At 57.2% G+C, this 15441-nt stretch carries 13 protein-coding genes; 5 read left to right on the top strand and 8 right to left on the bottom strand.

Translation table 11 applies throughout. The features are described 5' to 3' along the window. Window positions 1-4: 4 nt before the first annotated feature. Window positions 5-1042, top strand: a complete 1038-nt coding sequence (locus M4951_RS19355) for an ABC transporter ATP-binding protein (RefSeq protein ID WP_262023275.1) — start codon at window positions 5-7, stop codon at window positions 1040-1042. An 8-nt stretch (window positions 1043-1050) separates the two neighbouring features. After that, on the top strand, window positions 1051-2067 hold the full coding sequence (locus M4951_RS19360) for an oligopeptide/dipeptide ABC transporter ATP-binding protein (RefSeq protein ID WP_315985778.1): 1017 nt from the start codon (window positions 1051-1053) through the stop codon (window positions 2065-2067). Between the two features lie 6 nt (window positions 2068-2073). Here the strand turns inward: M4951_RS19360 and M4951_RS19365 are convergent, their stop codons facing one another. The 8 genes from M4951_RS19365 to M4951_RS19400 form a co-directional block, all read right to left on the bottom strand. Continuing rightward, window positions 2074-2595, bottom strand: a complete 522-nt coding sequence (locus tag M4951_RS19365; RefSeq protein WP_262023276.1) for a hypothetical protein — start codon at window positions 2593-2595, stop codon at window positions 2074-2076. A gap of 43 nt (window positions 2596-2638) precedes the next feature. Then, the gene (locus M4951_RS19370) at window positions 2639-2998 is read right to left on the bottom strand and encodes a hypothetical protein (RefSeq protein WP_262023277.1); all 360 of its coding nucleotides are present in this window, start codon (window positions 2996-2998) and stop codon (window positions 2639-2641) included. 1 nt (window position 2999) lies between these two features. After that, the gene (locus M4951_RS19375; RefSeq protein ID WP_262026944.1) at window positions 3000-4325 is read right to left on the bottom strand and encodes a M20 family metallopeptidase; all 1326 of its coding nucleotides are present in this window, start codon (window positions 4323-4325) and stop codon (window positions 3000-3002) included. Between the two features lie 164 nt (window positions 4326-4489). Then, window positions 4490-5116 (bottom strand): RdgB/HAM1 family non-canonical purine NTP pyrophosphatase, encoded by a 627-nt coding sequence (gene rdgB / locus M4951_RS19380; protein ID WP_262023278.1) that lies wholly within the window; start codon window positions 5114-5116, stop codon window positions 4490-4492. A 149-nt stretch (window positions 5117-5265) separates the two neighbouring features. Then, entirely contained in the window at window positions 5266-6372 is a 1107-nt protein-coding gene (locus tag M4951_RS19385; protein ID WP_262023279.1) for a hypothetical protein, read from the bottom strand. A 443-nt stretch (window positions 6373-6815) separates the two neighbouring features. Continuing rightward, window positions 6816-7751 carry a chemotaxis protein gene (locus M4951_RS19390; protein WP_262023280.1) on the bottom strand — a complete coding sequence of 312 codons (936 nt, stop codon included), beginning with the start codon at window positions 7749-7751 and terminating at the stop codon, window positions 6816-6818. 171 nt (window positions 7752-7922) lie between these two features. Next, window positions 7923-9212 (bottom strand): tRNA (N(6)-L-threonylcarbamoyladenosine(37)-C(2))-methylthiotransferase MtaB, encoded by a 1290-nt coding sequence (gene mtaB / locus M4951_RS19395; protein ID WP_262023281.1) that lies wholly within the window; start codon window positions 9210-9212, stop codon window positions 7923-7925. A 79-nt stretch (window positions 9213-9291) separates the two neighbouring features. Then, window positions 9292-9645: an ATP-dependent Clp protease adaptor ClpS gene (locus tag M4951_RS19400; protein WP_262023282.1), complete on the bottom strand. Its 354-nt coding sequence runs from the start codon at window positions 9643-9645 to the stop codon at window positions 9292-9294. A gap of 183 nt (window positions 9646-9828) precedes the next feature. Between M4951_RS19400 and M4951_RS19405 the strand changes: the two genes are divergently transcribed. The 3 genes from M4951_RS19405 (at window position 9829) to ppdK (ending at window position 15420) form a co-directional block, all read left to right on the top strand. Next, window positions 9829-11208, top strand: a complete 1380-nt coding sequence (locus M4951_RS19405; RefSeq protein ID WP_262023283.1) for a dipeptidase — start codon at window positions 9829-9831, stop codon at window positions 11206-11208. A gap of 22 nt (window positions 11209-11230) precedes the next feature. After that, window positions 11231-12511 carry a serine--tRNA ligase gene (gene serS, locus M4951_RS19410; protein ID WP_262023284.1) on the top strand — a complete coding sequence of 427 codons (1281 nt, stop codon included), beginning with the start codon at window positions 11231-11233 and terminating at the stop codon, window positions 12509-12511. A 227-nt stretch (window positions 12512-12738) separates the two neighbouring features. Continuing rightward, a complete protein-coding gene (gene ppdK / locus M4951_RS19415) occupies window positions 12739-15420 on the top strand; it encodes a pyruvate, phosphate dikinase (protein WP_262023285.1) in 2682 nt (893 codons plus the stop codon). Window positions 15421-15441: the final 21 nt, after the last annotated feature.

Here is a 15441-nt window from a genome sequence, read left to right on the forward strand (position 1 = left end):
TCGCATGACGTCAATCAACGCCAGCAACGAACCGCTGCTCCGCGTCGAAGATCTCCGCGTCGAGTTTCATACCGATGATGGACTGGTCACCGCCGTACGGGGAGTCGATTGGGAATTGCGCGCCGGCGAAACCTTGGGCGTGGTCGGCGAATCCGGCTCGGGCAAGTCGGTCACCGCGCTGGCCCTGATGGGGTTGATTCCGCAGCCGCCTGGCAAAATTGTCTCGGGTCGCGCGATGTATCGCGGTCAAGATCTGCTGAAGATGCCGTCGCGGGCACTGTCCGACATTCGGGGCAATCGCATCGCGATGATCTTTCAGGATCCGATGACCGCGCTCAATCCGTTTCTGACGGTCGAAGATCAACTGACCGAAGTGACGCGTCGGCACATGGGACTGACCGCACGCGAAGCGACCGCCCATGCGATTGATATGCTCGAAAAGGTCGGCATTCCGTCAGCTAGTAAACGCGTCTTTGAATACCCGCATCAATTCTCCGGCGGGATGCGTCAGCGCGTGATGATCGCGATGGCCCTCTCTTGCAAGCCAGACATCTTGATCGCTGACGAACCGACCACGGCGCTCGACGTGACGATTCAAGCACAGATTTTAGAGTTAATGAAAGAACTGCAAGAGCAGGAAGGAACCGCGATTTTGATGATCACGCACGACCTGGGCGTGATCGCCAACATCGCCCATCGCGTGCAAGTGATGTACGCTGGCCGTGTCGTCGAGAAAGCGACCGTCGACGAACTATTCGCCAACCCGCGTCATCCCTACACGTTGGGTTTGCTCGAATCGGCGCCGCGGGTCGACAAGCTGGAAGCCGAGCTTCGCCCGATTCCGGGTCAACCGCCCGACCTTTCCAAACTTCCGGGAGGTTGCTCGTTCCGTCCACGCTGCCCGTTTAGCATCGCCGACTGCAGCACGATTGATCCGCCGCTTGTGAAATCGAACTCCGACGGCAGTTACGCCTGCCTGGTCAACATTGACGAAGCCCCGCGACACGACGCGACGTCGCAAATCAGCGAGGAACTCTCGTGACGCTGGAAATGAAAGAAGAGATCGTACCCGCCGTGGCCGCTTCACGCCCGCTCCTGGAAGTGCGCGACATGAAGGTTCACTTCCCCTTTCGTCGCGGCGGCTGGTTCACCGGCGAATCGGGGTTTGTGCGCGCGGTCGATGGAATCAGCTTCACGCTCGGCGAAGGAGAAACGCTCGGCCTGGTCGGTGAATCAGGCTGCGGAAAATCAACCACCGCCAAAGCGATTCTTAATCTGACCCCGCCCACCTCCGGCGAAGTCTACATCGACGGGCATCGGATCGACGGGCTGACCGGCAGCGCGATGCGCCCCTATCGCCGCGACGTGCAGATGATTTTCCAAGATCCATTCGCGTCGCTTAACCCACGCATGACGGTCGGTTCGACCATCGGCGAGCCGATCAAGATTTACCGCTTGGCTCGCGGCGTTGATCGCAAGCTGGAAGTGATGCGGCTGATGGAGCTAGTCGGGCTCAACCCGCGTTACATCAATCGATACCCGCACGAGTTCTCTGGCGGGCAACGTCAGCGAATCGGCATCGCGCGCGCTTTGGCGGTTCGTCCGCGGCTGATCTTGTGCGACGAGCCGGTTTCGGCGCTCGACGTCTCGATCCAAGCGCAGGTCGTAAATCTACTGATGGATCTGCAGCAGAAGCTGGGACTTTCGTATCTGTTTATCGCGCATGATCTGTCGGTGGTGCGGCATATTTCGACCCGCGTCGGCGTGATGTATCTAGGACGCATTGTCGAGATGGCGCCGGCCGAAGCGTTGTATGAGTCGCCGCAGCATCCGTACACGCAAGCGCTGCTCTCGGCGATTCCGGTCCCTGATCCGGCGCTGGAACGGACGCGGCAACGGGTCGTTTTGCAGGGGGAAGTCCCGTCGCCCGACAAAGAGTACCCAGGTTGTCCCTTCGCCGATCGCTGTCCGATTGTCGACGATTCGCTCTGTCGCGACCATCCGCCGCAGCTGACAGGATCGGCACACAAAGCTTCGTGCTTTAAGGTCGACACGAGCTCGCTCTAAGCGCGCCTAAGTTCGCGAAGTCGGTACCGGCGGAGCGTCGATCGAGTCGGCGCTGTCGTCGTGACGCAGAATCGACGAACCGCCGCCGGCGCGGCGAATCTGCAGATAGAACTCGATGATTTCCCGAATCTCATCGACTTGGCTAGGTCCCGAGATATAGACGTTACTTAACTCGGCGGCAGCCGAAGCGTCGGACGTGAGATAAATCACCACTCCTTTGCGCTGCAACTGGCAGCTTTCTACATTGCGCCACTGAATGCGGCGTTGGCCCCACAGGTTCTTCTGCACGATTCCGCGCGGACCGATTTCAAACATCGCCGGTAGCCACATTCGCCATGACGTGAGCAACAGCAGCAGCGTGCAGAGCAGCCCCAACGAGGAGTTCGTCGATGCGTAATAGGCGATCAGCCCCACCGCAGCAAAGGCGATCGCCATCGCTCCTGTCTCCCAAGGAGACTGCACCAGCGGCCAATGCCGCACAAGCAGTTCTGGTTGACGCGTTTCGTTTTGCCGGCTGGACGGACTCATGCAATCATTCTAATTCGAGACTGGCTCTCACGTGTAGGCGCCGCTACGTCCGGGAGTCGCCAAAATGGGATGAGGTTCGCATTGCTCCGGAGATCATCCAAACCGTCACCCAATACAGCAGCGTAACTATCAGCAAAACGAAGGCCAGTAAAACGTAATAATGATCTCTTAGCAGAACAAAAGTGGGCGGTTCGGTGCTTTTGGGCACCGTACGAGCTACTGGCGCTCCCCCCTCTTCCATCTGGGTCTGCACATGATGACGAAAGTCGCTCCATTGCTCTCGGCTGTCTGCGGTATCCAATTCCACTAAAGCCCAACTTCGCGACGAACTGATCGCGCCGATTACCGCCGCGACCAGCAAAAAATAGCCGCCGATCATTAAACCTATTCGCAATTTTTGCATCCTAATTGCGCTGATCTGCGGCAGGAGGCGCCTGAAGCAAGTCGAGCACGCCTGCGATCATCACCCGCAATCCTGTTTCTAAGGTCGGCTCGATGTCCGGATAATATTTCGGCGAATGAAGCGAAGGAGGAGATTGCCCCAATTCGGCGAATCGGTCTAACCGCTTCTGCTCAACCGACCCTAGCTGAAACATCAAAATGGGAACACCCGCCAAACCGTAGCGGCCAAAATCTTCCCCCCCCATCGAAGGCTCGCTCGGGACGACCTGCTCGTCTCCCAAGGTTTTACGAAAGACCGACACCATCCTTTTCGCCAATTCCCGGTCGTTAAACAAACTGGGCGTTCCTTCAGAGTAGTGGAGCGTCGGCTCCGGCGCGTTGTAAGCCTGAGCGATCGCGTTGGCTCGACGCGTAATCGCTTCCCGCAATTGCGCACGTACTTTTTCTCCGTAGCTGCGAACCGTCAGTTTCAAATCGCAGCGATCGCCGATCACGTTGTGCTTGGCGCCTCCATGGATTGCGCCGACCGTAATCACCGCTGGATCCACCGGCTTGATTTCGCGACTGACAATCGTCTGGAGCGACATCACCAGTTCGGCGGCCTGCACGATCGGATCGATGGTCGCATGGGGATAAGCGCCATGTCCGCCGCGTCCGTGCACCGTAATATCAACGCTGTCAACGTTGGCCATCGCGTACCCGGCCCGATAGCCGATCGTGCCGGCCGGCAACGTCGCGGCGACATGCAGCGCCAAAGCGTGATCCGGCTTCGGAAATCGTTCCAACAAACCGGCTTCCAGCATCGCTTTCGCGCCGCCGCCCCGTTCCTCGGCAGGCTGGCAAATCAAGACCAGCGTTCCTTGCCAAAGGTCGCGATGGGTCGCCATGAACCAAGCGACTCCAATCAGGTTGGTCATGTGGACGTCGTGACCACAAGCATGCATCACGCCGGTCTGGATTCCATCTTTGGTGGTGATCTCTTCTTGTGACGCATAAACCAACTCGGTTTGTTCCGTCACCGGCAGGCCATCCATGTCGGTTCGGACCATCAAGGCCGGGCCGTCGCCGTTTTTCAGAACTGCCACGACGCCATATCCCCCTACGTCGGTTGTCACCTCATAGCCGGAATCGCGCAGTAGATTGGTCAGCTTTTTCGAGGTGACTGCTTCTTCGTACGAAACCTCCGGGTGCGCATGGAGATCTTTGTAGATATCCAGCAAAGCCGGCAGCTTCTCTTCGATCCAAGCATCGGTCGCTTCACATTTGGCCTGTGCCGGAATCGAAACCGCTATCCAAAATGCCAGCAGCGCTGGAATGATTTGTCGCATTGCCACGATTCGGCTCCGAAAAGAAAATTCGTCAAAAATTGCCCAAATGCTATTGCAATGATTATAACTGCTTTGCTAACCTACGTAGGTCATCTAACGGTCTACATTTCATAAAGAGCGAGCCGACGTCATCCCAACGGCTCGCTCATTTTTTTTCTTGGGCCCTATCCGCCCCACTTCCCCGAGATCTGCAGTTGCCGCAATTGGGGCAGCAGTCGGCGGGAAGCTCTCGCTCGGTGGCTCAGCATTGCTTTGACCGCGCCTCCCATCTCTCCGAACGTCCGCCGATATTCGATCAGTTCGAAGAGCGGGTCATACCCAAATCCGCCGCTTCCACGCGCTTGGCCGACGATTCGGCCGCAGCAAACACCCTCACTGGCCGCCATGATCTCGCCGCTGGGAGCAGCAAGCCGCATACAACAAACGTAGTGCGCCGTGCGGCGGGCGTCTGACACTCCGGCCAACTTTTCTAGCAGCAGTTGGTTGTTAGACGCGTCCGTCGCTTCCAGCCCCGAAAATCGGGCGGAGTAGATTCCCGGCTCGCCGGCCAGCGCATCGACGCAAAGGCCGCTATCTTCGGCCAGCACCCACATGCCCAGATGGATCGCCTGCTCGGTCGCTTTCTTCTCGGCATTCCCGCCAAACGAATCGGCGTCTTCCTCGACTTCGATGGCGCGCGGCGTTTGGGCCAGCGTTCGCAGTTCGATCCCCAGCGGCGCGAGCAGCTTGGCCATCTCGGCGCCTTTCTTTTTGTTGTGCGTCCCCAGCACCAACTCTCGATTTTCCGGCATCTCCCCCTCGCTCGAAAAGTCCACCTATTGCAGTCAATTTAGCAAGCCCGCCGTCGCGACCATACAGGGGCGGCAGAAAAGAAAAGACTTCTCACCGGAGCGATGAGAAGTCTTTTCTTTGTTCTAATTCGCAGTTGCAGACCGCGAAGCTATTTCAGGAAATTCCACTTCGCGTACTCGCCGCCCACGCTGCGCTTCGGTACGGTGACCGGCACCGGCTGCACGTCAAACGGTACGCCGTCGATCGTTTTCGGCTTGAAGTTCGCGGTGCCAGGCTCGGGAGTCGCACGGAAGTCGTTGATGATTCGATTGATCTGCGGATTGATTTCCATCTTTCCATCGGCCCGCTCCGTGCCGACCGAATCAAACGAGCCGACAGTGACCATGCTTTCTGAGCGATCATGAAAGACGTAGGCCGGCACGCCTTGCTTGCGCAATCGTGCGGTCAAGCGTTCCGCTTTTTCGGCGGCGTCCGCCAAGCGCGTACGGCTTAGGTCATTCTTTTTTTCAATCTCAGCGATCTTCTTGGCGTCGACTTCGGTCGCTCCTGAAAAAGTCGCGACGCGAACGCTGTACTTCCCTTCACAATCGAGCAAGCTGTTCACGACCCCGTTGTTGATCTTCAAGATCAGCGGATCGATCCCCTTCGGCGCGAAATACTCGTCGGGAAGCAGCGGATTCCGCGAGACGAACGCATGCCCCATCGGGCCTTTCTCTCGCTTCTCTTCGTCGGTGACCGCTTCCCGAATTTTGCGACGCAGATATTTGATCGGGTCATTTTGCGTGGTTTGCGTTTCGCCGGTCATGCATTTCGGCTTAGCGTCTTTTAGGTCCTTCAACGTCTTTTTTAAGACATCGTCGTCGACCGTTTCAAAGTTGCCGACCAACACGGCGATACTGGTGTATTTGCCTTCGTCGGCGTATCGCATCGTCTTGCGTTCGCCATATTGGTTGAAGCCCAGACCTTGCACCTTTTGGGTGAAGTCATACGACTGCTCGTAGACGTAGGCTTCCATATCGAAGTCCTTACGCAATTCCATCACCAAATTGTGGGCGTCTTGCGCCGCGCCGGGACCACTGAACGAGGTCGCCATGATCATCCAGGGACCATTCGTGTCGGTCAGTTGATATGGCTGATTGACGTCGGCTTCAACGCTCTTAAACGGAATCAAACGAGCCCAGGGAGGAGCCGCAAGCGCTGCTGCGCTGACCGCCGCCAAAAGAATCGCCGCCAAAGTGATCTGTAGATTTCGCATCCTTGCTCTCAAGTTCGCACGGACGTAAAGATTGTCGCGACCTACAAAGGCCGCGCGACCGGGGCGAACAGTAGCAAAAGCACGTCGGCGAGAGCAAGCCGAATCTTGAGCCGATTTTTAGCGAGAAGAAACGTAACTACAGCGGGATAACCTTGCTAGCGGGCCAGAGCGGTTTCTTGCTAGCCGCCCTATTTTGATTTTCCCACGATAGAAAATGAAGAGGGTGCTGCGCGTCGCCGCCGAAAGAACTGTCGCCGGTGAGACATGGCGCGGCCCGTATCACATCAGCCGCACGGCGTTAGCCGCGGTTTCTGATAGGAACGCATTGCCGACGGAAAATTGGAGACAAGAAACCGCGGCTAACGCCGTGCGGCTGATTTTGGGGGAGAAGCTAGACGACAGGGGACTATTGGTTCCGCTTGCTGGAAAGCGAACTAGCTCCGTTAGCAAATTCCGGCTGCTTCGCGGATCTTCACGACCAACTCGTCATACCGCGGCTTGGCGACTTGGCACGAGACTCCAACCTGCCGCCCCTTCTTTTCGTTATCGCGTGAGACCAGCGACGAAAAGATGACAATCGGCAATTCAGCGAGCACCTGGTGGCTGCGAATTTGTTTCGCCAGGCTGAAACCATCCATCCGCGGCATTTCGACATCGGTCACCACCACGCTGACAGCCGAACGAATTGTCGATGCGTCGTGCTGAGTCGCCATTTGACGCAGATAATGCAACGCGTCTTCACCATCGGTAAATCCACGCAGGTTCGAGAAGCCCGCTGCGTGCAACGAATCCTGAATCATCTCCGAGATCATGCGTGAATCTTCGGCGAAGACGATCGGACAATCGGCGGCGCTGATATGCTCCACATGATTTTGCTGGCTCGACTCGGCCAGGCCAAAATGCCCGATGCCGTTGCCGATTGATTCAAAATCAAGAATCTGAATCAGTCGCCCATCCAACAAGATAATGCTAGTGACGGGAGGATTCATGCCGGCCACTTCCGGCAGCGGCTTGGTCGACGCCCAACTAACGCGATAGATCCGCTGAATGCTTTGCACGCGAAACGCAAGCTGTTGCGAATTGAATTCGAGCAACAACAAATAGTCTTTGCCGCTGTTTGTCCGCGAGAACTCTTCCTCACCATAGAGAAAGCGAGCGAGATTCACCAGCGTTACGACCTCGTTGCGAATCTGCGCCAAACCTTCGATCGCAGGATGCCCGTGCGGAATCGACGTCACTTCGCCGATTTCCAGCACTTCCTTCACTTTGGCGACATTCACGCCAAAGTTTTGATCTCCAACTTGAAAGACGAGAATTTCCGCTTCGTTGGTGCCTGCTTCCAACAGAATGCCGGCTTCTTTTGATACTGCAGTCGCCACTTGGTCGCCTCGCTTCGGAATGCCTTCGGTGCAGGGTGCACATTTCTCTTCTCTATTTCATCGGCGATTAGCGAGCGGCGCGGCAGAAAACGCTAGCATCGAGCAAATGGAACGATCGTATGGTTTGCGCCTTCGCTACAACCGTTCTGTTGCTCTTGAGCAAAACCCGAATCAGGTCAAAGTCGCGATCAAATGATCCGCCTGGGCCGACTTCACAAGAACTCGTCGGAGATTTCCAACATCATCGGCCGCCCCTTCAAACGTGACCGGCGCATAGCGGCACGCGGTTCCCCGCACGAGGGCGCGGCCAGACTCGTCGGTCTCGGACGATTCGCCCAAGACTTCCAGCTGTCGCCCGACGAGCGAATCAAAATAGATTTGTCGAGACGCCGCTTCGACGTCCGCCAGACGACGGCGGCGATCCGATTTCACGTCGCCGGGAATGTGATCCGGCATTTCCGCCGCAGGCGTTCCCTTGCGTGGACTAAACGGGAAGATATGAATCTTCGAGAACCCCACTTCTCGCGACACCGCACAGGTCTCTTCGAACTCGGCTTCGGTTTCGCCGGGGAAGCCGACGATGATGTCGGTCGAGATCGCCGGCTGATCCAGACTGGTCTGCAGCAACTTGCAGCGATCGACAAATCGTTGCGCTCCCCAGCGACGACGCATCCGCCGTAACACTGAGTCCGATCCGCTTTGCATCGAGATATGCAAGTGAGGGCAAACGCGATCGGGAAACTCCCCCATTACCTCGATCAGCTCACGGGTCACCTCGGTCGCTTCGATACTGCTCATCCGAATACGAAAGTCGCCGTCCAGTTGCGCCAAACTTCGCACGAGATGCGCTAGACGCATCCATTCCGCTTTTGACTTGCCCCGATTTTGATCGACGCCGTAGTGCCCCAGATGAATTCCGGTCAGGACGATCTCACGAAAGCCGTTGTCGGCCAGACGAGCGGCTTCGGCGATGATCTCTTCGCTAGAGCGGCTGTACATCTCCGGACGAACTGTCGGAATGATGCAAAACGTGCAGCGCAGCAGACATCCATCCTGCACCTTCACAAAGGCGCGATGGCGGTCGCCGAAAGTCGAGAGCCCCGTGGGAACGTCGATCACGCCAAAGCGACCCAATAAATCGGGAATTTCCCGCTTGTTCTCCACCACTTCGACGACATTTGGCAACACGGCCAGCTCTGCTGGAGCCCGGGTCGCGTAGCATCCCATGACGACAATTCGTGCGTCGGGATTGTCGCGCGCCAGTCGGCGAATGACCTGACGACTTTTCGAGTCCCCTTCGTTGGTGACTGTGCAAGTGTTCACGATACAGAGATCGGCCGGCTCTTCGGTAATCGCATCTCGATAGCCGGCGGTCACCAGACCTTCGCGGACAAGTTCTGTTTCGTACTGGTTGACTTTGCAGCCCAGCGTGACCGTTTTCAGTGCTTTTTCAGTCATCATCGCCAACAAAATAACCGATCCCGCGCAGTGCGCGGATCGGTTCGGGTGAGATCGAATTGTTAAACAGGGAAATTTACGGCTATTCTATCGGTTCAATCGTCGCCGACATCGACCCTTTGGATCGGGCCATCAGCTCATCCTTGCCGTAAGCGTGGATCTGGTCCCGCTTTAGCTCGGCATGTTCTCGCGTCGTGGTCAAACAGACGGCTCGTCCAGCCGCGTCAACCGTTTCGGCGATTTTGAAACCCGCTTCGACCGGATGCCCGAACAAATCACGCATCATTAAAATGACGTAATCGTACGTATGGTCGTCATCGTTCCACAAAATCACGTTATAACGTGGCTGCTTTTTCCGTTTGGTGTCATTTTTCGGTTTTGATTTAACCGTCGTCGCTTCCCAAGGGTCAGCGACAGCTGATTCGTTGTTCCCCATGCTTTCCGTCCAAAGGTTCCAGGCGAATACGCGTAAACTTCACTCCTCCAACAGGTTCCCGCTGTGGGGTGTGGCATACTCGTAGCTGCGGCCTGCCATTATATTGTACCGCTGCCGTTTGCGGGAAGTAATTTTTGCGGTCGATCCAAGGACCGCCCATCTTTCAATTCACTCTGAGTATTCATGTCTGAACTACAGACGTTTCTAACCGAAAATCGGTCGAAGTTTGAAGCCGATCTTTGCGAACTGCTCAAAATTCCCAGCGTCAGCACCGACAGCCGCTACAAAGCGGACGTTCGTGACGCCGCCGCATGGTTGCATCGGCAGTTTGACCAACTTGGCTTTGAAACGAAAATTTTTGAAACGCCAGGGCACCCAATCGTCTATGCCGAGAGCCCGGCTGTACCGGGCGCACCCGTCGCGCTGGTCTATGGACATTATGACGTGCAGCCGCCGGAGCCGCTCGAAGAATGGAAGAGCCCTCCATTTGAACCGACTATCCGCGACGGCAATATCTACGCTCGCGGCGCTACCGATGACAAAGGGCAAATGCTGACGCATGTAAAAAGCGTCGAAGCTTGGATTAAATCGGTCGGTAAACTCCCGCTTCAGGTCAAGTTCCTGATCGAAGGGGAAGAAGAGATCGGCAGCGAACATCTGACGCCGTTCATCCAAGAACACGATGACCTACTCGAGTGCGACGTCGTCGTCATCAGCGACACGAGCCAATTTGGTCCTGGCCAGCCGGCGATCACCTATGGATTGAAGGGAATCGCCTATTACGAGCTGAAATTGTTCGGCCCGAAGCAAGACCTGCACAGCGGCACGTTTGGCGGAGCCGTCACCAATCCGGCCAACACGCTGAGCAAAATGCTCTCGTCGCTGATTGACGAGAAAGGCAAAGTCCAAGTCCCCGGCTTTTATGACGATGTCGATCCGCTGACCGACGAAGAACGAAATCAGTTTGGATCGCTCGACTTCAGCGACGCCGACTTCATGCGTTCGATCGGCGTCGAAGGACTCACCGGCGAATCCGGCTATTCGACGCTCGAACGTCGCTGGACCCGGCCGACGTTTGACATCAACGGCATCACGTCAGGCTACCAAGGGGAAGGCGCCAAAACGGTTCTTCCCGCCAAAGCGTCGGCCAAATTCAGTTTTCGCCTGGTTCCGCATCAAGATCCTGCCCAGTTGTCCGAGTCGCTCAAAACGCATCTCGAAGCGCTTGTTCCTCCCGGCATTCGGATGGAACTGATCGATTTCCACGGCGCCCCCGGCTTTGTCGTGCCGTTGGACAGTCCCTACATGACGGCCGCGGCCGCGGCGATTGAAAAGGGATTTGGCCGTCCGCCGGTCTTTATTCGCGAAGGGGGCTCGATTCCGATCGTGACCAGCTTTGTCGAACAGTTGGGCGTCGACGTCCTGCTGCTTGGCTGGGGACTCAACGACGACAACACGCACAGCCCCAACGAAAAATTCTGCCTGGCCGACTACCATCGCGGTATCAAGGCCAGCGCCGCACTTTGGCACACGCTGAGCAAAATCACCCCGAACCAAGCCTAACTTTCCCCGATCTGTCTATATCATGCTCGACCGTAAGTTCGTACTCGACAACGTCGATCTCGTTCAAGAAAACTGCCGACTCCGCGGTGTTGACGCCGACGTAGCCAAAGTGGCTGCGCTCGAAACAGCCCGTCGTCAAAAGCAGCAAGAGACCGAGGATTTCAACCGTCGCGCCAACGAGACCAGCAAATTGATCGGCAAGGCCTCGGCCGAGGAACGACCGCAGATCATCGAAGAAGGTCGCAAGCTGCGCGAAGAGAAAGACGCCGCACAGAAGGAAGTCGATCGTCTCGACGCCGAGATCGTCGATCTGCTGCGGTTGATCCCCAATCTGACGCATCCGGCCGCGCCGATCGGCGCCGATGACCAGGCGAATCTCGAACTACGCCGCGGCAAAACCGAGCCCCGCAAGTTTGATTTCAAAGTGCTCGATCATGTCGAGTTGGGCGAAAATCTCGATCTGATCGACTTTGAATCAGGCGCCCAAGTCGCCGGCGCCGGGTTCTACTTCTTGAAAAACGAAGCGGTGCTGCTGGAACTGGCCCTGCAGCGGTACGTCCTCGAAATCCTCATGAAAGAGGGCTTCACGCCGACCATCACGCCCGATCTGGCTCGGACCGAAATTTTACATGGCGTCGGATTTATTCCGCGCGGCCCCGAGACCCAGATTTATAGCGTCGAAAATACCGACCTGAACCTGGTCGCGACGGCCGAGATCACCTTGGGCGGCATGAACGCCGGCAAAGTGCTGGAAGCGGAAGATCTGCCGAAACTTTATTGCGGCATGAGTCACTGCTACCGAACCGAAGCAGGCTCGGCCGGTCGCGCCTCGCGCGGGCTCTATCGGGTCCACCAATTCACCAAGGTCGAAATGTTCGCGTTTACGCTGCCGGATCAAAGCGACGCGACGCTCGATAAATTCTGCGATCTGGAATGCCAGATCTTCGATGGACTTGGCATCCCCTACCGCGTTGTTGACACGGCGACCGGTGACTTAGGGGGCCCCGCCTATCGAAAATTTGACCTGGAGGCTTGGATGCCGGGCCGCGGCGAAGCCGGCGAATGGGGCGAAGTGACCAGCACGTCGAACTGCACTGACTATCAAGCGCGGCGGCTCAACATTCGCTACAGAACCAAAGGGGAGAAGGGAACGCAGTTCGCCCACACCCTGAACGGCACCGCGATCGCGATCAGTCGCGGGATTATCGCCGTGCTGGAGAACTATCAACAGGCCGATGGGTCGATTGAGATCCCCGAGGTTTTACGCTCTTTCATGGGCGTCGATAAGATCGCCGCGAAGTGAAAACCAGGGCGTTTTCGGGCAAAAAACTGACGCGGGCACATCTCTTGTGTACTTGACGCTCGAAAGAAGCCTCCATTACATTGCTGGCTTTGTCTAGCTTGCAGATACCGATCTGTGGTAGGTGAACGCGCCCCTAACAGGCGTAATCTCCCTCGATCGCGACCATACAAAGCGGAATTTTCCCCACACACGCATCGTGCAACTCAACGTACAGAAGGTTTGAAAAGATGGCGAAAAAGAAGGCGGCTGCCAAAAGCGCGAAGATGGTCTACTACTTCGGTAAGACGAAAACCGAAGGCAAAGGGGTCAGCAAAGCGATTCTTGGCGGCAAAGGCTTGAACCTGGCTGGAATGACCAACATCGGCTTGCCGGTTCCGCCTGGATTCACCATCACCACCGAAGTGTGCGATCTCTACTACAAAGGTGGCGAAAAGCTGCCGAAAGCGATGCAGGAAGAAGTCGCCAAGAACATCGCGACGCTAGAAAAAGAGCTGAAAAAGAAGCTCGGCGATGACAAGAACCCGCTGCTCGTTTCGGTTCGCTCCGGCGCCGCCGTTTCGATGCCGGGTATGATGAACACGATTCTCAACCTGGGTCTAACCGACGCTTCGGTCGTCGGCCTGGCGAACGCGACCAACAACGAACGCTTCGCTTACGACGCCTATCGCCGCTTGATCAACATGTTTGGCGACGTCGTGATGGGAATGGATCACCACGACTTTGAAGAAGCGTTCTCGAAGATCAAGTTGAAATACGGCGCCGCACTAGACACCGATGTCCCCGCACAAGGCATGATCGAACTGTGCGAAGCGTACAAAGCGGTCTACAAGAAAGCGACCGGCGAAGACTTCCCGCAAGATCCGTTGAAGCAGCTGGAGCTGTCGATCGAAGCGGTCTTCAAGAGCTGGAACACTTCTCGCGCCGTTCGCTATCGTGAAGTCGAAAACATCCGCGGCTTGCTCGGCACCGCCGTCAATGTGCAGTCGATGGTCTACGGCAACATGGGCGATGACTCCGGCACCGGCGTCGCGTTCACCCGTAACCCGTCCAACGGCGAAAACAAGTTCTACGGCGAATTCCTGATCAACGCCCAGGGCGAAGACGTCGTCGCCGGCATTCGTACTCCGCAGCCGGTCTCGGAGATGTCGAAGTGGAACCGCGCCGTCTACAAGCAGCTGATCGAGATCAAAGATACGCTCGAAACGCACTACAAAGACGTGCAGGACATCGAGTTCACGATCGAACGCGGCGAGCTGTTCATGCTGCAAACGCGTAACGGCAAGCGTACCGGCGCCGCCGCGGTGAAGATCGCCTGCGACATGGTCAAAGAAGGCCTGATCGACGAAAAGACGGCCCTGGAACGCATTCCGGCCAACGACCTGACGCAACTGCTGCTCCCCAGCTTTGACGCGGCGGGCAAAGCGTCGGCGACGGTCCTGACGCGCGGCTTGCCCGCTTCGCCGGGTGCTGCGGTCGGCGCGCTGGCCTTCTCCGCCGAAGAAGCGGTTGAGCGAACGCACGCCGGCGAAAAGGTGCTGTTGGTTCGTAAAGAAACCAGCCCCGAAGATATCGACGGCATGCACAGCGCCGCTGGTATTTTGACCAGCACCGGCGGTATGACCAGCCATGCGGCGGTGGTCGCTCGCGGTTGGGGACGTTGCTGCGTCGCCGGCGCCGGCGAAATCGAAATTGACGCCAAAGCGAAAAAGATCAAAGTCGGGGGCAAAACCTATGGCCCGAAAGACATTCTTTCGCTCGACGGTTCGACCGGCGAAGTGATGTTGGGCAGCGTTTCGACCAGCGAGCCGAAGCTCTCCGGCGACTTCTCGAAGGTCATGAAATGGGCCGACGAGTACCGCACCCTCGGCATTCGCACTAACGCCGACACGCCGGCCGACTCGCAGCGTGCCCGCGACTTTGGCGCCGAAGGGATCGGCCTCTGCCGCACCGAGCACATGTTCTTTGAAGACGAACGTATCGGCCTGATGCGAGAAATGATTCTCGCCGAAGACGAAGCGACTCGTCGCAATGCGCTCGGCAAGCTGCTGCCGTTCCAACGCAAAGACTTTGTCGGCATCTTCACCGCGATGAAGGGCTTGCCGGTCACCGTTCGTCTGCTCGATCCGCCGTTGCACGAATTCCTGCCGCACGACAAGAAAGCGCAAGCCGAGATCGCCAAGGAAATCGGCGTTTCGGCCGACAAGGTTCGTTCGCGCGTCGCTCAACTGCACGAATCGAACCCGATGCTCGGTCACCGCGGTTGTCGCTTGAGCGTCACCTATCCCGAAATCCTCGAGATGCAGGTGACCGCGATTGTCGAAGCGACGATCGAATGCAAGAAGAAGCGAATCGACGCTCAGCCGGAAATCATGATCCCGCTGGTCGGTACCGCGGCCGAACTGAAGCTGCTTCGCGGCATGGCCGAAGCGACGATCGAAAAGGTCAAAGCCGACGCCAAATTCACCGGCGAACTGCCGATCTTGATCGGTACGATGATCGAGATTCCGCGTGCCGCGTTGACCGCCGACGAAGTCGCCGAGCATGCCGAGTTCTTCAGCTTCGGCACCAACGACTTGACGCAGATGACCTTCGGCTTCAGCCGTGACGACATCAACACGTTCCTGCCGGATTACCTCCACCGAGAACTGTTGCCGATCGACCCGTTCCAATCGCTCGACACCTCCGGCGTCGGTCAGTTGGTCGAAATGGGCGTCACCAAAGGTCGCTCGACCAGCAAGAAACTGAAGGTCGGCATCTGCGGCGAACATGGCGGCGATCCGGCGTCGATCGACTTCTGTCATCGCGTTGGGCTCGACTACGTCAGTTGCTCACCGTTCCGCGTGCCGATCGCCCGTTTGGCGGCCGCGCAAGCTGCGATTCGCAACGGCGGCAAGAAAAAGAAGAAGTAAGTCAAACGCGGCCCGAGGCCG

It is taken from the genome of Blastopirellula sp. J2-11, from assembly GCF_024584705.1.
Taxonomy (GTDB): Bacteria; Planctomycetota; Planctomycetia; order Pirellulales; family Pirellulaceae; genus Blastopirellula.